The organism is Erythrobacter sp. LQ02-29 (assembly GCF_022576075.2).
GTDB lineage: Bacteria > Pseudomonadota > Alphaproteobacteria > Sphingomonadales > Sphingomonadaceae > Alteriqipengyuania.
Genome location: NZ_JANCNT010000001.1, coordinates 205453 through 225849, shown reverse-complemented (window position 1 = coordinate 225849; position 20397 = coordinate 205453). Strand labels below are relative to the sequence as shown.

17 protein-coding genes are annotated in these 20397 nt (G+C 67.0%); 10 read left to right on the top strand and 7 right to left on the bottom strand.

Features of this window, described 5'->3' with window-relative positions:
* Positions 1-33: 33 nt before the first annotated feature.
* Complete coding sequence (locus tag MKP08_RS01095) at positions 34-552, bottom strand: RNA polymerase sigma factor (protein WP_241554535.1); 519 nt, start codon at positions 550-552, stop codon at positions 34-36.
* A 162-nt stretch (positions 553-714) separates the two neighbouring features.
* Between MKP08_RS01095 and MKP08_RS01090 the strand changes: the two genes are divergently transcribed.
* The 8 genes from MKP08_RS01090 (at position 715) to MKP08_RS01055 (ending at position 10488) form a co-directional block, all read left to right on the top strand.
* The gene (locus tag MKP08_RS01090) at positions 715-4269 is read left to right on the top strand and encodes a hydantoinase B/oxoprolinase family protein (RefSeq protein WP_241554534.1); all 3555 of its coding nucleotides are present in this window, start codon (positions 715-717) and stop codon (positions 4267-4269) included.
* Between the two features lie 56 nt (positions 4270-4325).
* Positions 4326-5177: a Ku protein gene (locus MKP08_RS01085; protein ID WP_241554533.1), complete on the top strand. Its 852-nt coding sequence runs from the start codon at positions 4326-4328 to the stop codon at positions 5175-5177.
* A complete protein-coding gene (locus tag MKP08_RS01080) occupies positions 5177-5659 on the top strand; it encodes an MgtC/SapB family protein (protein ID WP_241554532.1) in 483 nt (160 codons plus the stop codon). The genes MKP08_RS01085 and MKP08_RS01080 overlap by 1 nt, the downstream gene beginning before the upstream one ends.
* Positions 5652-8162 carry a DNA ligase D gene (gene ligD, locus MKP08_RS01075; protein WP_241554531.1) on the top strand — a complete coding sequence of 837 codons (2511 nt, stop codon included), beginning with the start codon at positions 5652-5654 and terminating at the stop codon, positions 8160-8162. The genes MKP08_RS01080 and ligD overlap by 8 nt, the downstream gene beginning before the upstream one ends.
* 6 nt (positions 8163-8168) lie before the next feature.
* Positions 8169-8720, top strand: a complete 552-nt coding sequence (locus MKP08_RS01070) for a hypothetical protein (RefSeq protein WP_241554530.1) — start codon at positions 8169-8171, stop codon at positions 8718-8720.
* A 117-nt stretch (positions 8721-8837) separates the two neighbouring features.
* The gene (locus tag MKP08_RS01065) at positions 8838-9299 is read left to right on the top strand and encodes a Dps family protein (protein ID WP_215227391.1); all 462 of its coding nucleotides are present in this window, start codon (positions 8838-8840) and stop codon (positions 9297-9299) included.
* A gap of 77 nt (positions 9300-9376) precedes the next feature.
* Entirely contained in the window at positions 9377-10000 is a 624-nt protein-coding gene (locus MKP08_RS01060; protein WP_241554529.1) for a 6-phosphogluconolactonase, read from the top strand.
* Positions 9988-10488, top strand: a complete 501-nt coding sequence (locus MKP08_RS01055; protein ID WP_241554528.1) for an NUDIX domain-containing protein — start codon at positions 9988-9990, stop codon at positions 10486-10488. Before MKP08_RS01060 ends, MKP08_RS01055 begins: the two co-directional genes overlap by 13 nt.
* A 7-nt stretch (positions 10489-10495) precedes the next feature.
* On the opposite strand, the gene dinB is transcribed toward MKP08_RS01055, so the two are convergent.
* Complete coding sequence (gene dinB, locus MKP08_RS01050) at positions 10496-11635, bottom strand: DNA polymerase IV (protein ID WP_241554527.1); 1140 nt, start codon at positions 11633-11635, stop codon at positions 10496-10498.
* A 106-nt stretch (positions 11636-11741) separates the two neighbouring features.
* Here dinB and MKP08_RS01045 point away from each other — a divergent pair, with 106 nt between their 5' ends.
* Positions 11742-13028: a multidrug effflux MFS transporter gene (locus MKP08_RS01045; RefSeq protein WP_241554526.1), complete on the top strand. Its 1287-nt coding sequence runs from the start codon at positions 11742-11744 to the stop codon at positions 13026-13028.
* 117 nt (positions 13029-13145) lie between these two features.
* Here the strand turns inward: MKP08_RS01045 and MKP08_RS01040 are convergent, their stop codons facing one another.
* From MKP08_RS01040 to crtY, 5 genes are read right to left on the bottom strand one after another with little or no spacing between them, the layout of a single operon-like run.
* Entirely contained in the window at positions 13146-15044 is a 1899-nt protein-coding gene (locus tag MKP08_RS01040) for an acetyl/propionyl/methylcrotonyl-CoA carboxylase subunit alpha (protein WP_241554525.1), read from the bottom strand.
* Positions 15045-15076: 32 nt separating this feature from the next.
* Positions 15077-16087: a phytoene/squalene synthase family protein gene (locus MKP08_RS01035; protein WP_241554524.1), complete on the bottom strand. Its 1011-nt coding sequence runs from the start codon at positions 16085-16087 to the stop codon at positions 15077-15079.
* Positions 16084-16665 (bottom strand): TIGR00730 family Rossman fold protein, encoded by a 582-nt coding sequence (locus MKP08_RS01030; protein WP_215227397.1) that lies wholly within the window; start codon positions 16663-16665, stop codon positions 16084-16086. Before MKP08_RS01030 ends, MKP08_RS01035 begins: the two co-directional genes overlap by 4 nt.
* Positions 16665-18185 carry a phytoene desaturase gene (locus MKP08_RS01025; RefSeq protein ID WP_241554523.1) on the bottom strand — a complete coding sequence of 507 codons (1521 nt, stop codon included), beginning with the start codon at positions 18183-18185 and terminating at the stop codon, positions 16665-16667. Before MKP08_RS01025 ends, MKP08_RS01030 begins: the two co-directional genes overlap by 1 nt.
* Positions 18182-19378 (bottom strand): lycopene beta-cyclase CrtY, encoded by a 1197-nt coding sequence (gene crtY / locus MKP08_RS01020; protein ID WP_241554522.1) that lies wholly within the window; start codon positions 19376-19378, stop codon positions 18182-18184. The genes MKP08_RS01025 and crtY overlap by 4 nt, the downstream gene beginning before the upstream one ends.
* 123 nt (positions 19379-19501) lie before the next feature.
* Here crtY and MKP08_RS01015 point away from each other — a divergent pair, with 123 nt between their 5' ends.
* A complete protein-coding gene (locus MKP08_RS01015) occupies positions 19502-20383 on the top strand; it encodes a MipA/OmpV family protein (RefSeq protein ID WP_241554521.1) in 882 nt (293 codons plus the stop codon).
* Positions 20384-20397 lie beyond the last annotated feature (14 nt).

Sequence of the window (20397 nt, the reverse complement as noted above, 5' to 3'; positions counted from 1 at the left end):
GCTCCTCCTGTACGCAATACGGAGACGATCGGCTCACCCCTCATCGATTTGCCTCCTGACGTCCAGGATGGCGCGGCCCGCGATCCGCATGTCGCTTTCCACGGTACTGAGGCTGATCGCGAATTCGTCCGCAATCTCCCGCTGCGAGACATTGTCGATGCGGTGGCGGCGGAACACGGCGGCGGCGCGCGGCGAGATTGCGTTCAGCGCGGCTGCGACCAAGCGTGCGTGCTGGCGACTTTCGATCACGCGATCGGCGGACGGTTCGGCGCTGGTCCGTTCGGCGAAACCGGGTTGCGAGGCGGCCCAGCTCGTATCGCGAAGCACCGCCTGGCGCGCTGAACGAAAGCGATCGATCATCAGGCGATCGGCTGCGCGCATCATGTAGCCGAGGGAAGCGGCCGCCGCCGGGTCGCCCGTTCGCGAAAGCTTCAGCCACAGTTCCTGGACCAGATCTTCCGCTGCGTCACCGGCCCCTCGCGCAACGAGGAAACGCAGCAGTTTGGCGCGATTGGCTGCGAATTCCGTCTCCAGCGCTGATGATCGAGACATGGGCGCACGCGGATAGTGGGATGAGGGGCGGATTTGGGTCGCTGCCCAATAGCCATTTGGCGGGCGGGTCGGAATAGCAAATTTCGGCGCGCCGGTCGCGGGTGCTTTGATCTTCTGTACCCGGCCTTTCCTTTCGGGTGCTCGAATGCGAGGGAAGGGGGCATGGCACAAAACAAGGCATGGCGCTTCGCGATCGACCGTGGGGGGACTTTCACCGATGTGGTGGCGACGACGCCCGGTGGGCGGCTGGTCACGCACAAGCTGCTGTCGGAAGACCCGGAGCCCTACGACGACGCGGCGAGCGAGGCGGTCCGGCGGCTGATGGCCGAACACGGCGAGGGTCCGATCGCGGAGCTGCGGATCGGCACCACCGTCGCGACCAATGCCCTGCTGGAGCGGGAGGGGGAGCGTCTGGCGCTCGCCATCACGCGCGGTTTCGCCGATGCGCTGCGGATCGGCAACCAGGCCCGGCCCGATATCTTCGCACGCCACATCGTCCTGCCGGAGCAATTGCCCGAAACCGTGATCGAGATCGCCGAGCGGGTGGGTGCGGACGGAACGGTTCTGGAAGCGCCCGATCCGGACGCGGTGCGCACGCAATTGCAGGCGCTGCGCGATGACGGGTTCGACGCGCTCGCCATCGTGCTGATGCATGGCTGGCGCTACACCGATCACGAGGGGCTGGTAGCGCGGATCGCGCGCGAGCTTGGCTTCGCGCAGGTCAGCGTCAGCCACGAGGTCGCACCGCTGATCAAGCTGGTGCCGCGCGGCGATACGACGGTGGTCGACGCCTATCTCTCGCCGGTGCTCGATCGCTATGTCGACGGGCTGCGCGCAGGACTGCCCGAGCACGGGCGGCTTGCGTTCATGCAGTCGAATGGCGGGCTCGCGGCGGCCAGCGCGTTTCGCGGCAAGGACGCGATCCTGTCGGGTCCGGCGGGCGGCGTGGTCGGGATGGTCGCTTCGGCGCAGGCGCTGGGGTGTGGTCGGCTGATCGGCTTCGACATGGGCGGGACCAGCACCGACGTATGCCATTACGCGTGCGAGTACGAGCTGACCGGGGACGAGGTAATCGCGGGCGTGCGGGTCGCGGCACCGGCGATGAAAATCCATACCGTTGCGGCGGGCGGCGGCTCGATCTGCGCCTATGACGGCGCGCGGTTCCGCGTCGGGCCGGGTAGCGCCGGGGCCGATCCGGGGCCGGCCTGCTACGGCAAGGGCGGGCCGCTGACGGTGACCGACTGCAACCTGTTCCTGGGGCGGTTGGACCCGGCTTTTTTCCCGCAAGTGTTCGGAGAGGATGGTGCATCGCCGCTCGATCCGGCGGCCTCGCGCGCCCGGCTGGAGGCGATCGCGGCGACTATGGACGAACCGTTGCCGCTGGAGGAGATCGCCGAAGGGTTCCTCGCCATCGCGATCGACAACATGGCCAACGCGATCCGCAAAATCAGCGTCGCGCGCGGGCACGACGTCACCCGCTACGCGCTCGCCTGCTTCGGCGGGGCCGGCGGCCAGCACGCCGCGCGGGTGGCGGACGAGCTGGGGATCGACACGGTGCTGGTCCACCCGCTCGCCAGCGTACTGTCGGCCTACGGCATCGGCCTTGCCCCGGTGAAGGCGATCCGCGAGCGCAGCGTGGTGCGCCCGCTGATGAAGGGCTTCGATGCCGAGCGCACGGCTCTGGAGGGCGAGGCGCGCGCGGCGCTGATCGATCAGGGCGTGCCCGAGGATGCGATCGAGCTCACGCCCAAGGCGCGGTTGCGGTTCGAAGGCAGCGACAGCACGCTGACGCTCGACTGCACCGATCCGGCCCACATGGACGCGGCGTTCCGCGACCTGCACCGCGCCCAATTCGGCTACAGCGATGCCAACGCGCCGATCCTGCTCGAAGCGCTGAGCGTCGAAGCGGCAGGCACGGTCGGCGGCCTCGCCGGGCTGGAGCCCGAAGCGCTGCCCGTCGGCGGTCAGGCAAGCGGCGAATGGCGCACGGTCGAGCGCGCCGACATGGCCACTGGCGATCCCGTCGTCGGCCCCGCGCTGGTGGTCGATCCCGGCTCCACCACCGTGATCGAGCCCGGCTGGGAAGCGCGGCTGGCCCAGGACAACAGCCTCGTTCTCGCCCGCGTCGCGGCACGACCGGACCGGCGCGCGGAAGGCACCGCCGCCGATCCGGTTCGGCTGGAGATCTTCAACAACCTGTTCATGGTCATCGCGGAGGAGATGGGGCTGGTCCTGCAATCGACCGCCACCAGTGTGAATATCAAGGAACGGCTCGATTTCTCCTGCGCCCTCTTCGACGCGGAAGGGGCGCTGATCGCGAACGCGCCGCATATCCCGGTGCATCTGGGCAGCATGGGGGATTCGATCCGCCGCATCATAGAGGCGCGGGGCGACGCAGCGGACGGGCGCGGAATGCGGCGCGGCGATGCCTATGCGCTGAACGATCCCTATCGCGGCGGCACGCACCTGCCCGACATCACCGTGATCGTGCCCGTATTCTGGCGCGACGAAAGCCATACGCCCGATGGCTTCGTCGCCGCACGTGGGCACCATGCTGATATCGGCGGGATCGCGCCGGGCTCCATGCCGCCAGAAAGCACGCGGATCGAGGAAGAGGGCGTGCTGATCGACAACCTGCTGATCGCGGAGGATGGCGAACTGCGCGAGGACGCGATCCGCGCCGCACTGGCCGATGCGAAATGGCCGGCGCGCCAGCCCTCGCGCAACCTGTCGGACCTGCGCGCCCAGCTCGCGGCCTGTACCCGTGGCTCGCAATTACTGGGCGGCGCTGCGAACGAGCACGGGGCCGAGGTGCTGACCGCCTATATGGGGCACGTACTCTCCAATGCAGAAGGATCGGTGCGTCGCTTGCTCGGCGGGCTTCGCGACGGCGAATTCACTTACCCGATGGACAACGGCGCGCAGGTCAGCGTGGCGATCCGCGTCGATGGCGAAGCGCGTTCGGCGGTGTTCAATTTCACCGGCACCAGCGAGCAGTTGCCGGGCAATTTCAACGCCCCGCGTTCGATCACCCGCGCCGCCGCGCTCTATGTCGTGCGCACGCTGATCGACGATACCATCCCCATGAACGACGGCTGCTTGCGCCCGATCGAGCTGGTCGTGCCGGAAGGGTCGATGCTCAATCCCCGACCGCCCGCCGCGGTGGTCGCGGGGAATGTCGAAACCAGCCAGGTGGTCACCGACACGCTGTTCGCGGCGACCGGCCGCCTCGCGCCGAGCCAGGGCACAATGAACAACTTCACCTTCGGCAACGAGCGGCACCAGTATTACGAGACCATCGCCGGCGGATCGGGCGCGGGTCCGGACCATGACGGAACGGCGGCGGTGCAGACGCACATGACCAACAGCCGGTTGACCGATCCCGAAATCCTCGAGACGCGGCTGCCGGTGCGGCTCGACCGCTTCGCCATCAGGCGCGGCTCGGGCGGCGCGGGCAGGCACCGGGGCGGCGACGGGGTGGAAAGACGCGTGACCTTCCTCGAACCGATGCGCGCCAACATCCTCGCCAACCGTCGCGAGATCGCGCCGCGCGGGCTCGCGGGAGGCGGCAACGCGCAGCCGGGCCGCAATTGGGTCGAGCGCGCCGATGGTTCAGTGGAGGAACTGGGCGCGACTGGTTCGGCCGAGATGCAGCCGGGCGATAGCTTCGTCATCCTGACCCCAAGCGGCGGAGGCTTCGGCGCGCCCGATAGCTGACGCGAAACCAATCCCGCGTTGAATCGCTGACTCCCCGGCAAGAACAGGGGACGACCATGGCGGCACGCGCATATTGGCAGGGGCAGATCAGGCTGGCGCTGGTTTCGATCCCAGTGGAAATCTACTCCGCCGCGAAGTCCGGCGCGCGCGTCTCGTTCAACCAGATCCACGAACCGACGGGCAAACGCATCTCCTACGAAAAGGTGGTCGAGGGTGTCGGCCCGGTCGATCGCGACGACATCATCCGCGGGTACGAGCTGTCGAAGAACAACTACGTCCTGCTGGAGGACGAGGAGATCGAATCGGTCAAGGTCGAGAGCAAGAAGACGCTCGAACTCGTGCAGTTCGTGCAGAGCTGCGAGATCGACCCGCTCTATTTCGAAAAACCCTATTTCGTCGTCCCCGCCGACGATCTGGCGGAGGAGGCGTTCATCGTCCTGCGCGAGGCCCTGCGCGGCGCGGGCCGGGTGGGGCTCGGCCAGTTGTCGGTGCGCGGGCAGGAGAAGCTCGTCGCGCTCAAACCCTGCGGCAAGGGTATGTTGCTGGAAACGCTGCGTTATGCCGACGAGGTGCGGAAGGGCCAGTCCTTCTTCGGCGAGATCGGCGACGACAAACCGGACAAGGAACTGCTCGACCTGGCCGAAACGCTGATCGAGAAGAAGACCGCCCCCTTCGATGCGAGCGAGTTCCACGACCGCTATGCCGACGCCCTCAAGAAGTTGATAGACAAGAAGGCGAAGTCCAAGACCAAGAAGGCGATTATCGAAGATGTCGACGAACCCGGCTCCGGCAGCGGCGGGAACGTGATCGACCTGATGGCCGCGCTCAAAAAATCGGTCGACGACGACAAGCCGGCGAAGAAGAAGAAGGCGAGCGGTTCCTCGACCGGAAAGAAGAAGAGCGCCTGATGGAACTCAATCCGCCGATCCTTTCCGGCTGGTTCGATGCCAATCTGATCGCGCGGATCGCAGTCGCGGCGGTACTCGGCCTGCTGCTGGGGCTCGACCGCGAATTGCGAGGGCATTCGGCCGGGATGCGGACCCACGGCCTGGTCTGCGTCGCGGCTTCGGCGATGACGGTCAGTGCGATCGGGCTCTACCACACGCTGGGCGGGGCGCGGATGGACCCGCTGCGCGTATACGAAGCGACCGGGGCCTTCGTCGGCATTATCGGGGCGGGTCTGATCGTGTTCAGCCGGGGGCGGGTCCACAACCTCACCACCGCCGCCAATATGTGGCTCGCCGCGGTGATCGGCATCGCTTGCGGGGCGGGCCAGTGGCCGCTGGTGATGGTGGGCGCGGTCATTAGCCTGATAATGCTGACCCTGCTGCGGCTGGTCGAACCGCTGGGCCGCGAACGCCGCCGGTTGAAGGACGAGCGTAATGGCTAAGGCCGACCCGCTCGCCGAATACAACAGGAAGCGCGACTTCCGGAAGACGCGCGAGCCGAAGGGCGAGCGGGGCAAGGAGGCGGGCAATCGCTTCATCGTGCAGAAGCACGACGCGACGCGGCTGCATTGGGATTTCCGGCTGGAAGTCGATGGCGTGCTCAAGAGCTGGGCGGTGACGAAGGGGCCTTCGCCCGATCCCGATATCAAGCGGCTGGCGGTCAGGACCGAGGACCATCCGCTGTCCTACTCCGATTTCGAAGGCACCATTCCCGAGGATGAATATGGCGGCGGCGCCGTGATGCTGTGGGACCGCGGGACGTGGGAACCGATCGCGGGCAAGAGCGCCGCCGATCTGGAGGACGGTCACCTGCATTTCGTGCTGCACGGCGAGCGGATGAAGGGCGAGTGGCTGCTCGTCCGGATGAAGCCGCGCGGGAACGAGAAGCGCGAGAACTGGCTGCTGCGCAAGATCGGCGACGAACATGCGGGTGAGGGCGACGCGCTGGTCGATCGCGAGCTGACCAGCGTCGCATCGGGCCGTTCCATGGCGGAGATCGCGGCGGACGCGGACGGGGAGTTCTCGCTGGAGGACAAGAGCGACGAGGCCTTCGACGCGCAGATGAAAAAGGCCAGCCGGAACACGAAGGCCAAGACCGCGAAGTCTTCGCGCAAATCCGGCAAACCGCCGAAATTCAGCAAGCCCCAGCTCGCCACGCTGGTCGACACCGTGCCGACCGGGAACGGCTGGATGCACGAGATCAAGTTCGACGGATACCGCGCCATGATCGCCGCTGCGGGCGACCAAGTCACCGTCTATACCCGGTCCGGCAAGGACTGGACCGACAAGTTCGCCCCTCTGGTCGAGGCGATCGCCGCGCTCGACCTGCCGCCATGCCTGATCGACGGCGAGATCGTGGCCACCGATGCGAAGGGCAACCCCGATTTCTCCACGCTGCAACAGGTGCTGAAGCGCGGGCACGGTTCGCAAGGGGAAGACGACGCGCTGGAACTGCACGCTTTCGACCTGCTCGAACTCGATGGCGAGAGCCTGGCACCGCTCAGCAATATCGAGCGCAAGGAGCGGCTCGAGGCGCTGCTGATCGACGCCAAGCCGCCGGTCCACGTCGCACAGCATGTGATCGGCGCGGGCGAGAAGCTCTACCGCGCGATGTGCGATGCGGGGCAGGAAGGCATCATCTCGAAAAAGGTCGAGGCGCGCTACTCCGGCAGCCGGACGAAGGCCTGGGTGAAGGTCAAATGCACGCGGCGACAGGAATTCGTGATCATCGGCTACAAGGCGAGTTCGGCCAAGGGGCGGCCCTTCGCCTCGCTGTTGCTGGCGCAGCACGAGGACGGCGAGCTGACCTATCGCGGCAATGTCGGCACCGGTTTCGACAGCGACACGCTGGAGGAACTGGCGAGCAAGATGGGCCGGTTGGAGCGCAAGACCTCGCCCGCCGAGGTCGACAAGGCGAGCAGCCGCAAGGTCACCTGGCTGACGCCCAGGCTAGTGGCCGAAATCGCCTTTGCCGAATTCACCGCCGACGAGAAGGTCCGCCACGCCAGCTTCCTGGGCCTGCGCGGCGACAAGGATGCGCAGGACGTGACCCCCGAGAAGCCCTCGTCCGCGCCCGACGAGGCCGCCGGAGTGGAAATCTCCAGCCGCGACCGGGTGATCTTCCCCGATAGCGGAGAGACGAAGGGCGACCTTGCCGACTATTACGAGGCCGTCGCGTCGATCATGCTCCCCTTCGTCGGCCGCCGCCCGGTCAGCCTGGTGCGCTGTCCGCAGGGCCGGGCGAAGAAATGCTTCTTCCAGAAACACGACAGCGGCGGCTTCGGCGACGGGGTGAAGCATGTCCCGATCAAGGAGAAGGACGGCGGGAGCGAAGATTATCTCTATGTCGAGGACGCGCGCGGGCTGCTGCAATGCGTCCAGATGGGGACGATCGAGTTCCACGGCTGGGGCGCACGATCCAGCGCGGTGGAGAAACCCGACCGGATGATCTTCGATCTCGATCCCGACGAGGGCCTCGATTTCGAGGAAGTGAAGCGCGCCGCGCGCGACATCCGCGACCGGCTGGCGGAGATCGGGCTGACCAGCTTCGCCATGCTTTCGGGCGGCAAGGGCGTGCATGTCATCGTGCCGCTCGCCACCGGGCATTCCTGGGCGGCGCACAAGGATTTCTCCAAACGCTTCGCCGAGGCACTGAGCATGGCGGAGCCCGATCGCTTCGTCGCCACGATGAGCAAGGAGAAACGCAAGGGGAAGATATTCATCGACTGGCTGCGCAACCAGCGCGGCAGCACGGCGGTCGTGCCCTATTCGGCTCGGGCGCGGGAGAACGCACCGGTCGCCGCGCCGATCGCGTGGGGCGAACTGAAGGAGACCAAGACCGCCGCGCGCTTCCATATCGGCGATGCGAAGGTGCTGCTCGACCGTGCGCAGTCCAAATCGCTCGCGGGCTGGGGCTTTGCCGATCAGCACCTGCCCGATATCTGAGCCCGCATGTCATCCTTCCTGTTCGGGTTCGCCGGCGTGCTGCTGCTGTCGCTCGGCGCGCGCGATCAAGTGCTGGTCGCGCGGCTGGCGGGGCGTACCGGCCCCGCCGTACTTGTCGCGGGCTGGATTGCAGCGGTCGTCTCCGCCAGCGCGATGGCGTGGGCGGGGGCCGCGATCGCGGACCGGCTGGCGGGACCGAGCAAGCCGATGCTGGTCGCCTTCGCGCTGGTCGCCGCCGCATTCGAACTTGCCTGGCCCAACCGCGAGCACGGGCCGAAGGAGCCGACGCATTCCGCCTTCGCCGCCTTCGTCGTGCTGCTCGCGCGCCAGATCACCGATGCGGGCCGCTTCCTCGTGTTCGCGCTGGCCGCGGCGACCGCCTTGCCGTGGCTCGTCGCTGCGGGGGGCGCGCTTGGTGGCGGGCTGGCGCTGACCGTCGGCCATATCGCGGGCGCCAATTTGGAGCGGGCACCGCTGCGCGCGATCCGGCTGGTGTTGGCCGGGCTGGTTCTGCTGAGCGCCGCGGTGATCGGATTGTCGGCGCGTGGAATGGTGTGACAATCGATTGAGGCGATTGAACTCATTATCGCTCTGCATGAAACGCGATCACCATCCGGGCGTTCTGAAGGTGTAAATTCGACGGGACGCAATCACATACGAAAAAGGGAAACCGACATGGCCGCAGCAGGCGACAATTCGCGCAAGGAACTGGCGGAGGAGATGAACCGTCTTCTCGCCGATCACATCGCGCTATTCATCAAGACCAAGAATTTCCACTGGCACCTCGCGGGGCCGCGTTTCCGTGACCTCCATCTGCTGTTCGACGAGCAGGCGATCGAAATCCGCGACCAGATCGACGTCGTGGCGGAGCGAGTGCGCAAGCTGGACGAGATTACCCTTACCTCGGTCGGGTCGGTCGCCAAGAACACGCAGGTGAAGGATCAGGACGACGTCACGCTGGACGCGGACACGATGGTCAAGGAACTGCTCGCCGACAACACCGCGATGGTGAAGCGGCTGAAGGGCCTGAAGGACCTGTGCGACAAGGCCAACGACAATGCCACCGACGGTCTGCTCGACGACTGGACCGACATGGCGGAGGAACGCTGCTGGTTCCTGCGGCAGACGCTCAAGTAATGCTTTGCACCGCTGGTAAAGCGATTGGCCGCCGTGGGGATTGCCCCCGGCGGCCTTTTGCCGTCTAGGACGCGGCCATGACCACTCCCGACATCATCGGCGGCGCGACGCCGGAAGAGATCGCACGCTGGATCGCCCGTCGCCTGGCCCGCGAGCTGGAGCGCGACGGCGCGCCGATCGCGATCACCGTCCCCGGCGGCTCCACCCCGTTTCCGATCATGGAAAGGCTGGTGACCCACGATCTGGACTGGTTGCGCGTGACAGTGTGGCCGAACGACGATCGCGTGGTGGCGGAAGATCACCCGGCCTCCAACACCGGCAAGCTGCGTGCGATATTCGAGCCGGTCGGGGCCGAGGTGGTCACGCTCACCGTGATGGAGCAGGTGCCGCGCTTCGCGCTCGCCTGGCTCGGCATGGGGGCGGACGGGCACACCGCGTCGCTGTTCCCCAATACCGATCCCAAGGTTTCGGAAAGCGCCCCGATCCGGCGGCTGACGCCCGATCCGCTGCCGCCCGAGGCACCGTTCGACCGCGTCACGCTGACCCTGCCGAGCCTGCTGGCGAGCGAGGAGATCGTCTTCACGCTGGGTGGTTCGGCGGACAAGCGGGCCGTGTTCGAAGCGGCGCTGGCGGGCGAGAACGATCTGCCGGTCGCGCGCCTGCTTTCCGCCGCGCGCCAGCCGGTCACGTGCTTCGCCTGATCGAGAACCTGGCGGGGCGGGTCCTGCCCGCGCCGCTGCACCGGCTCGGGCTGCGCGTCGCCTACCGCATCCGGCGTATCTATCGCCGCGTGGCGAAGCCCGACCTGAACGGGGTGGCGGTCATCGTCCTGAACGATGCCGGCCACGTCCTGCTGGTGCGCCATACCTACGGCTCCGGAGACTGGGCCGTGCCCGGCGGCGGCATCGACAAGGGTGAACCGCCTGCGGATGCGGCGCGGCGCGAGATGCGCGAGGAGTTGAAGGTCGATCTGGTCGACCTGCGCGAGATCGCCTGCACGCAAGAGCACCTGGCGGGCACGACGCATACCGCGCATATCTTCGCCGCCCGGGTCGACGGCGCGGTGTCGCCCGACCGGCGCGAGATCGCCGAGCATGCGTTCTTCCCGCTCGCAGGGCTGCCCGAACCCATGTTGCCCCTGTCGAAAGCGCGCCTGCGGCTCTATCGCGAGCGGACCGCGCCGGACTGAGTGTAGCTTACAATAGCGAGAGCTGCGCATCGTCGCGCTTGCGCTCCGTGGCTTCCGCCCCCGCATCGCGTTCCAGGTTGGACAGGGTCAGCCCCATCAGCCGGATCGGCAGCGGCAGCGGCAGTTGCGCCTCCAGCAAGTCGCGCGCCACGCCCGCGAACTGCGCCTTGTCCGCCACATAATCGCCCAGCGACTGCGCGCGGGTGATGATGCGGAAATCGGTGTATTTCAGCTTCAGCGTCACCGTGCGACCGCGCGCTTTGTTGTGCTCGATCCGGTCCCATACGATCTCGATGATCCGCTCCAGCGTCTCGCGCAGTTCGTCCGGATGCGACTGGTCTTCGGAAAAGGTCCGTTCCCCGCCCACGCTCTTGCGGATGCGGTTGGTGCGCACGGGGCGCAGGTCGATGCCCCGCGCGGCGCGGAAGAGATAGTCGCCGAAGCTGCCGAAATGGGCGCGCAGCCAGGCGGTGTCCTTCTCCGCCAAATCGGCCCCGGTCGCGATGCCGAGCCGCTGCATCTTCTCCTCCGCCCGCGGGCCGACGCCGTGGAAGCGCCGGATCGGCAGCGACTGGACGAAGGCCGCGCCCTCGCCCGGGCGGATCACGCAGATGCCGTCGGGCTTGTTCTGGTCGCTCGCCAGCTTGGCCAGGAACTTGTTGTAGGACACGCCCGCGCTAGCGGTCAGCTGCGTCTCCTCGCGGATGCGGCGGCGGATCGCCTGCGCCGTGCGGGTCGCGGTGCCGAGACCCTGCAGATCCTCGGTCACGTCGAGATAGGCCTCGTCCAGGCTCAGCGGTTCGACATGCGGGGTGTAGGCGTGAAAGATCGCGCGGATCTGGCGGCTGACCTCGCGATAGGCGTCGAAGCGGCTTTTGACGAAGATCAGGTCGGGGCACAGCCGTTTGGCGGTGACCGATGGCATCGCGCTCTTCACCCCGAACTTGCGCGCCTCGTAGCTGGCAGCGGCGACCACGCCCCGCCCGCTCGACCCGCCGACGGCGACGGGGCGACCGCGCAGCTCTGGATTGTCGCGCTGTTCGACGCTGGCGAAGAAGGCGTCCATATCGACATGGATGATCTTGCGCAGACCGTCGGCCTCGCGCTCTTCGTCGTCCTCGTCGTGAATAGGCTGCGGATCGCTCACATCCGCGTTCTAGCGCTCGCACCGAGATGGTGGAAGAACCGCCGCTTTATGCTGCACCTGCGAAAAGGGGTTCCCACACGCGGTTTGCGGGGGCAAGGGCAATGGCATGGCGACCCTCCCCGACACCCGCATCCATTCCTCGCTCGGCACCGGCCGGTCGATCTCGCGCGGCATGTTCGTGGTGCTGATGGCCAGCCTCATGAGCCTCAACGCGCTGGCGATCGATTCGATGCTGCCCGCCCTGGACGAGATCGCGGCGGCTTTCGACGTTGCCGATCCCAACCAGCGTCAGCTTGTGGTCGGGGTGTACCTGCTCGCCAACGGGCTGGGCGCGCTGGTGCCGGGCAGTTTCGCCGACCGGTACGGTCGCCGCCCGGTGCTGTTCGTATGCCTCGGGCTCTACGCGTTGTGCTCGCTCGCCTGCGCGGTTGCGCCCAGCTTCCCCGCATTGCTGGCGCTGCGCGGATTGCAGGGTTTTGCCACCGCCGGGATCGTGGTGCTGCCCGCCGCGATCATCCGCGACCGGTTCGAAGGCGACGCGATGGCGCGGCTGCTCAGCCTGATCTTCATCGTCTTCATGGTCGTGCCGGTGCTCGCGCCCAGCGTGGGGCAGGCGGTGCTGGAGGTGGCGGACTGGCCGTGGGTGTTCGTGATGCTCGCCGTTCTCTCCGCGCTGATCTGCGGCTTCGCGGCGTGGCACATGCCCGAAACGCTCAGCCCGGAGGATCGCCAGCCGATCGATATCGGCAGCGTGCTACACACCCTCCCGCTGACGCTGAAGACGCGCGCCGCGATCGGCTACGTGCTCAGCAGCGGGCTGACCTTCGGCGCGGTGTTCGGCTACATCAATTCGGCCCAGCAGCTGATCGGCGAGCATTTCGGTGCGGGTGAGGCGTTTCCGCTGATCTTCGGCGCGACCGCCTCGACGCTGGCCGTCTCCAGCTTCGTCAATTCGCGCATTGTGGAGCGGTTCGGCGCGCGGCGGGTGAGCCACACCGCGCTCGTGACCTTCATTGCCATCGCCTGCTTGCAGCTCGCCGCCGCCCTGCTCGCGCCCGGATCGCTGTGGCTGTTCGTGCCGCTGATGGCGGGCAATCTGTGCCTGCTCGGCTTCACCGGTGCCAATTTCGGCTCCATCGCAATGCAGCCTTTCGAGCATACCGCAGGGTCGGCCAGTTCGGTCCAGACCTTCATCCGCATGGTGCTGGGCGCGCTGCTCGGCATCGCGATCGGGCAGCTCTACGATGGGACCGCGCTGCCGCTCGCCATCGCGCTGGTCGGTTGCAGCGTGCTGAGCCTGTTCCTGGTGCTGTTCAGCGAGCGCGGAAAGCTGTTCCGCCGTCCGCGCGATGCGAGGAAATACCTTGCGGTGCACGACCAGCTGCAGGGGTAGGAAACGCTCTACCAAATCCCGCTCACCCTGAGCTTGTCGAAGGGACGTACTTCGCTTTTGGCGCCGCACTCGACGTAAGAGCGGTCCTTCGACAAGCTCAGGACGAGCGGGTTTGAATTACTCCCCGCCCGGCTCCACCACCGCCAGCACCGCATCCACCTGCACCTGCCCGCCCTCGCTGGCGGAGAGTTCGGTCACGGTGCCGTCGAACGGCGCGGTGAGGGCGTGTTCCATCTTCATCGCCTCGAGCACCATCAGCCGCTGGCCCGCGGTCACGCTGTCGCCCTCCGACACATCGACCGCGATGACCTTGCCCGGCATGGGAGCGAGGATCGCGCCGTCGGCGGCGGAGGCTGCTCCGGTGCCGTCGAGACCGCGCACGGTAAACCGATACGTCTGACCACGCTCTGTGACGAAAATCTCGCCATCCGGTGTCATCGTCGAGCAGACGCCAAATTCTTGGCCGTAATTCAGCGTGCTGCCGGAGACCGCTTCTCCGGATGACGTAAGTGTCACATCAGATTTGGCGGCTGAGTTGAGGCGAAAACCGAAAAGACCGTAACGTATATCGTTCGAACGAAAGCCGTCCCAATCGAGGAAGTCGCCACGGTAACGCCGCGCGGCAGCGTCGATCGCGTCTTTGCTCGGGCTGACCGACGGTAGCAGCTGGTCGCCCTTGTCCGCGATCAGTCCGGTGTCGAGATCGCCGTCCCGGAATTCCGCCATGCTAAGGCATTCGAACAGAAAGCCCTGATTGGTATGGAGCGGCGAGACATAACTTGCATCCAGAGCCGCTAGCAGCTGGTCTATAGCATCGTCGCGGTCGCTACCGTGCACGACGAGCTTGGCGATCATGGGATCGTAATTTGGACTGACTGTATCGCCCTCTTCTACGCCGGTCTCGACGCGGATCCGGTGAGCAAGTTCTAGGTCATCAATCCTTCCGGGGCTCGGCAGGAATCCCTTCGCCGGGTCCTCTGCATAGAGCCGCGCCTCGATAGCCCAGCCGTCGATGCTCAGCTCTTCCTGCTTCTTCGGAATTGCCTCCCCGCTTGCCACGCGCAGCTGCCATTCCACCAGATCGACCCCGGTGATCTCCTCGGTGACCGGATGCTCGACTTGGAGCCGGGTGTTCATTTCCATGAAGAAGATGCGGTCCGCGCGCAGGCCTTCGCTGGCGTCGGCGATGAATTCGATCGTGCCCGCGCCCTCGTAATCCACGGCCTTGGCGGCGCGCACGGCGGCGGCGCACAGATCTTCGCGGGTAGCCTGGTCCATGCCGGGGGCGGGGGCTTCCTCGATCACCTTCTGGTGGCGGCGCTGGAGCGAGCAGTCGCGTTCGAACAGATGGACGTGGTTGCCATGGCTGTCGCCGAACACCTGCACCTCGATATGGCGGGGGCTGGTGATCCACTTCTCCAGGATCACGTCGTCATTGCCGAAGCTCGCCTTCGCCTCGCGGCGGCAGGATTCGAGCGAGGACAGAAAGTCCTCCGCGGCATCCACCTTGCGCATCCCTTTGCCACCACCGCCGGCGACCGCCTTGATCAGCACCGGATAGCCGATCGCGTCGGCCTCCTGCTTCAGCCGCTCGGGGCTCTGGTCGTCGCCGTCATAGCCGGGGGTGACGGGCACGCCCGCCTCGCGCATCAGCTTCTTGGCGGCGTCCTTCAGCCCCATCGCCCGGATTGAGGCGGGCGGCGCGCCGACCCAGATCAGCCCGGCGTCCTTCACGGCCTGCGCGAAGTCCGCGTTCTCGCTCAGAAAGCCGTAGCCCGGGTGGATCGCCTGCGCCCCGGTCTCTTTCGCCGCGGCGATGATCTTCTCGCCCACGAGATAGCTTTCAGACGCCGCCGAGGGGCCGATATGCACCGCCTCGTCCGCCTGCCGGACGTGCAGCGCCCTGGCGTCGGCGTCGGAATAGACCGCCACGGTGGCGATATTCATGGCGCGCGCGGTGCGGATGATGCGGCATGCGATCTCGCCGCGATTGGCGATCAGGAGCTTTTCGAACATGGCACGCTGGCTAGCCCGCCCGCGCGCCGGTGTCACCAGCCCTTGATCGGCCGTAGCTCGCCGCGTGTGTATTCGGGCCAGGTGTGCGGCGGGCGCGGGCGATTGACCAACGCCTCTCCGAAGGCGGCCAGGAGATGCCGCAGCTTGCCCGGCTTGCCGATGCGCGTGCGGCTGTCCCAGGCGAGCTGGCCGCGATCGCGCACCTTGCGCCCGATCGCGCCGTAGATGCGCGCAGCGGCGAGCACCGCCCAGCGCTGGCGGAAGCGCAGCCGCGCAGCGCCCAGCCGGGCGGAGGCCTCGTAGGTTTCCATCAGGTCGACCAGCCGCGCCGATACCGCCGCCAAGGCGAAGCGGTTTTCCGGCTCCAGATAATTGTCCGGCGTGAGCCCTGCGTCCTCCAGCCATTGTTCGGGCAGGTAATTGCGCCCCGCCGCCCCGTCCTGCGCGATGTCGCGGGCGATATTTGCGAGCTGGAACGCGATGCCCAGATCGCAAGCGCGGTCGTAGACGAAGCTGTCGTCAGGCGCGCGCATGACCCGCGCCATCATCACGCCGACCGCGCCCGCGACGTGATAGCAGTAGCGCAGCATGTCCCGCTCGCCCTTCGCGTCGAACCCGCCCGCATCCATCGCGAAGCCGCCGATCACGTCGTCGGCCATGTCCTTCGTGATGCCGGTCTCGCTCGCCACCTGGCCCAGCGCGTCGAACGCGAAATCGGCGGTCGGCTGGCGTTCGAGCGCGCGGCGCGTGAGCACCCGGATCGCCTGGACCCGGTCCTCAATATCCTTCTGTTCGCCGAGGTCGCCGCCCATGTCCTGATTATCGGCGAGATCGTCGCAGCGGCGGCACCAGGCGTACAGCATCCACACCTGCTCGCGCGTGGTGCGGTCGAACAGGCGGCTGGCGGTGGTGAAGCTGGCCGATCCTTCTGCGATCGCGGCGCGGCTTTTTTCCACCAGCCGGTCGCGGTCGCGCCCGCCGCCCGCCGCCGCCGGCGTGCCGCGCACGAAGCGCGAGGGGGCAAGGGGGCGCGGCTGGTTCAAAGGTCGTCGGCCTTCATACTGAAGATCGGGGTGTGCGGTTGGTATTCGTCCATCGCGTCCAGCAGATCGGGCAGGGTGTCGCGCGCGATCAGGATGTTCTGGTGCGCGGGGCGGACGAAACCGACCTCGGCCATGTGGCGGTTAAAAGCGATCAGGTGGTCGTAGAAACCGTGCGCATTGTAGAGCCCGACCGGCTTGGCGTGATAGCCGAGCTGCGCCCAGCTCATCGCCTCCCACAGCTCGTCCATCGTGCCCACGCCGCCGGGGATGGTAACGAAGCCGTCCGACAGGTCGGTGAAGCGCTGCTTGCGCTCGTGCATCCCGCCCACGGTGTAGAGCTCGGTACAGTCGCGATTGGCGACCTCGCTGCCCGCCAGCGCATCGGGGATGACGCCGATCACCTCGCCGCCCGCGTCCAGCGCGGCGCTTGCCACCGCGCCCATCAGGCCCAGCCGCCCGCCGCCATAGACCACGCCGATGCCGCGCTGCGCCAGCGTGCGCCCGACCTCGCGCGCGCAGTCCATGTAGCGGGGGTCGGCGGGCGTGGCCGATCCGCAATAGACGGCAAGGCGTTTCACTACAGCATATCCTCCAGCATCAGGCCGGCGGTCGCCTTGGCGCTGCCGACCACGCCGGGAATGCCGGCGCCCGGGTGGGTGCCTGCCCCGACAAGGTAAAAGTTTCGTATCGTGTCGTCGCGGTTGTGGCCGCGGAAATAGGCGCTCTGGGTCAGCACCGGCTCCAGGCTGAAGGCGCTGCCCAGATGCGCGTTGAGATCGGTCGCGAAATCCTTCGGCGCGTAATGGAACTTGGTCACGATGCGATCGTGGATGTCGGGGATCAGCCGCCGCCCGACCTCGTCCAGGATGCGCTTTTCGAAGATCGGACCGATCTCCGCCCAGTCGACCGCCAGCTTGCCCATGTGGGCGACCGGGGCGAGGGCGTAGAACGTGCTCTTGCCCGGCGGCGCCATGCTGGGATCGGTCACCGTGGGATGGTGGAGGTAGAGCGAGAAATCGGCCGGCAGCACGCCGGTCTTGTAGATATCGTCGAGCAACCCGCCATAGCGTGGCCCGAACAGGATCTGGTGGTGCGCGATGCCGGGCCAGGTTCCCTCCAGCCCGAAATGGACCACGAACAGGCCGGGGCTGAAGCGCTTCTTCGCCAGTCGTTTGCCCATGCGCCAGCCGCGCTGGCTGCGCCCGAGCAGGTCGCGATAGGAATGCATGATGTCGGCATTGCTGGCGACCGCGTCGAAGCGTTCGCGCCAGCCGCTCTTCGTTTCCACCTCCTGCGCGCGGTCGCTTTCGACATGGACGCGCTCGACCGGATCGGCGAGGCGGATCGTGCCGCCCAGCCGCTCGAAATGACGCACCATGCCGGCGATCAGGCGATTGGTGCCGCCGCGCGTCCACCACACGCCGCCATCCATCTCCAGCTTGTGGATCAGCGCATAGATCGCGCTCGTGCTCATCGGATTGCCGCCGACCAGCAGCGTGTGGAAGGACAGCGCCTCGCGCAGCTTCTCGTTCTCGACGAAGCTCGACACCATCGAATAGACGCTGCGCCAGGCCTGCTTCTTCGCCAGTGCCGGTGCCGCCTTCAGCATGGATTTGAAATCGAGGAAGGGGACCGAGCCGAGCTTGAGATAACCTTCCTCGTACACACCCGCGGAATATTCGAGGAAGCGCTGATAGCCCTGTACGTCCGCCGGATTGAGCTTCTCGATCTCTGCGAACAGCTTCTTGTGATCGTTAGAATAATCGAAGTTCGTGCCGTCGGGCCAGTTGAGCCGATAGAACGGCTTCACCGGCATCAGCTCGACATCCTCTGCCATGTCGTGGCCGGTGGCTTCCCACAGCTCGGTCAGGCAGGCCGGGTCGGTGACCACGGTCGGCCCGCCATCGAAGGTGAACCCGTCGCGTTCCCAGTAATAGGCGCGGCCGCCCGGCTTGTCGCGGCCCTCGACTACGGTGGTCTGGATGCCCGCACCCTGCAGCCGGATGGCAAGCGCCATCCCGCCGAACCCGGCGCCGATCACGCAGGCGGTCTTCGTTCCCCCACCGTTCGATGCGGTGCCATTCGAAACAGCGTTCATCCGGTCGCGATCCCTTGTTGCGGAATATCCAGTGACTTGCCCGACCGGGCAAGTGCGCGAAAGGCGCGGTGGAGCGGCACCGGTGGAATGCCCGCCAGCACGCGAAACTTGTCGGTCGGGGTCGGCCTGGCGGCATAGAACCGCTCGATCAACCCCTCCGGCAGCGTATAGAAGCGCTCGAACACGCGGTAGCGTTCCGCCGGCTTTGCTGCATCGAACAGCAGGTGACCCAGGAAGCGGTAATGCGAGGTGCGGTCCCACACGCCTTGCGCATGCTCGGCCAGCAGTTCGGCCATGTCCGGGCCGGCCAGATCGGCATTGCGCGCGACCAGCAGCGCGGTTTCCGCCGCCAGCGGCAGGGTATAGCTGGTGAGGGGGTGCGCGATCAGCGCCCGCGCGCCCGCCAGCGCCACGCCGGGCACCGCGATCTCGCGCAGATGCGCCTCGCGGTCGCCGCCGGTCACGACCGGCAGCACGCCGGTTTCGCTGCCGAGCGTCTCGCCGCACCAGCCGCTTCGCTCGCAATAGCTGTCGAGCCGCGCGGACAGCGCCGCCCGGTCGAGTACCGGCTCGTCCTGGTAATAGGTATCCTCGACGAAAATCTCGTCAGGGCCGAGGGGCAGGACATAGACGAAGCGATAGCCGCCCAGCTGCTCCACCGTCGCGTCCATGATGACCGGGCGTTCCACCCCGTGCGGTCGGTCGGTGCGAAGATGGCGGCCCATGAACACCTGCCATCCGCCGGTCAGATGCCGCGAGGCCGAGAAACCCCGCATGTCGATCACCGCGCGTGCACCGATCCGCTCGCCCCCGTCCAGCGCGACGCCGCCGGCCTCGACCGCTTTCACGTGCGAGCCGGTCCGGATCGTCTCCTGTGCCAAGTGCTGCCGCAGCGCCGCGTCGAAGTCGCGCGATGCGAGCGAGAGATAGTCCGCATCGAGCCTGCGTTCGTAGCGGGGGAAGCGCACGATATTGCCGTCCCACCGGGCGGTGCGGAACGGCTCCAGCAGCGCCCCTCGCGCCGGGTCGAGATCGCTCGCGAACCAGCTCCACCGGTGATTTCCGCCCAGCGTGTCGCCTGCCTCGACCAGCGCGACAGAGACGTCGGGGCGCAGGATACGCAGCGCGAGCGCGGTCAGCCCCCCGGCCAGCCCGCCGCCGACGATCGCGATATCGGTTCGGTTTTCGCTCATTGCCGGGTCCGCGTTAGGGCGCGTCGCACCGCGCCGCAATCGGCGATCTGCGATAAGGTGCGGCGGCGTGGAACGTGATCGCGCATCTGCGCGTTGTGATGGGATAATCACATGAGGGCATCGATGAAATTCCATACCATACTGGGCGGGGGCGCTTCGATCGCCCTTGCCATGGCCGCTCCCGGGTACGCGCAGGATGTGGACGACCCAGGCGCTGCCAGCACCCCCCTGCCGGAAGAGACCGTGTTCGACGGCGACTATCTGACCGTGGGCATCGGCGCGGGCTACGCGCCGAGCTATACCGGGTCGGACGATTACGTGGTCTTCCCGTTCCCCGCCGTGCAAGGTTCGATCGGCGGGATCGATATCAGCCCGCGCGCCGCCGGCGTGGCGGTCGATTTCATTCCCGACCGGGCCGGACCGGGTGCCAATTTCTCGCTCGGCGTCGCGGCGAAGCTCAATCGCGACCGCGCCAACCGTATCAAGGACCCGGTGGTCGCCTCCCTGGGCGAACTCGATACCGCGGTGGAAGTCGGACCGACTGCCGGGGTGAGCTTCTCCCAGGTGCTCAATCCCTATGACAGCCTCAGCTTCACCGTCGATGCGACGTGGGATGTGGCGGGCGCACACAAGGGCATGGCGGTCACCCCCGGGGTCACCTATTTCACGCCCGTCAGCCGCGCCGCCGCGGTTTCTCTGTCCATCGGTGGCAAGTTCATCGACGACGACTATGCCGACTACTACTACACCGTGACTCCGGCGCAGAGCGTGACGACGGGCGGTGTGCTGCCCGCCTACAAGGCCGATGGCGGGTTCGAGAGCCTTGGCGCCACCCTCTTCGCGGGCTACGATCTCAACGGCGATCTGACCGATGGCGGCTTCGCGCTGTTCGGGGTCGCGGGCTATTCGCGGCTGTTCGGCGATGCGAAGCGCACCCCCTTCACCAGCGTGCGGGGCAGCGCGGACCAGTGGCTGGTGGGCCTGGGCGTCGGCTACACCTTCTGACCCGATTGCGACCC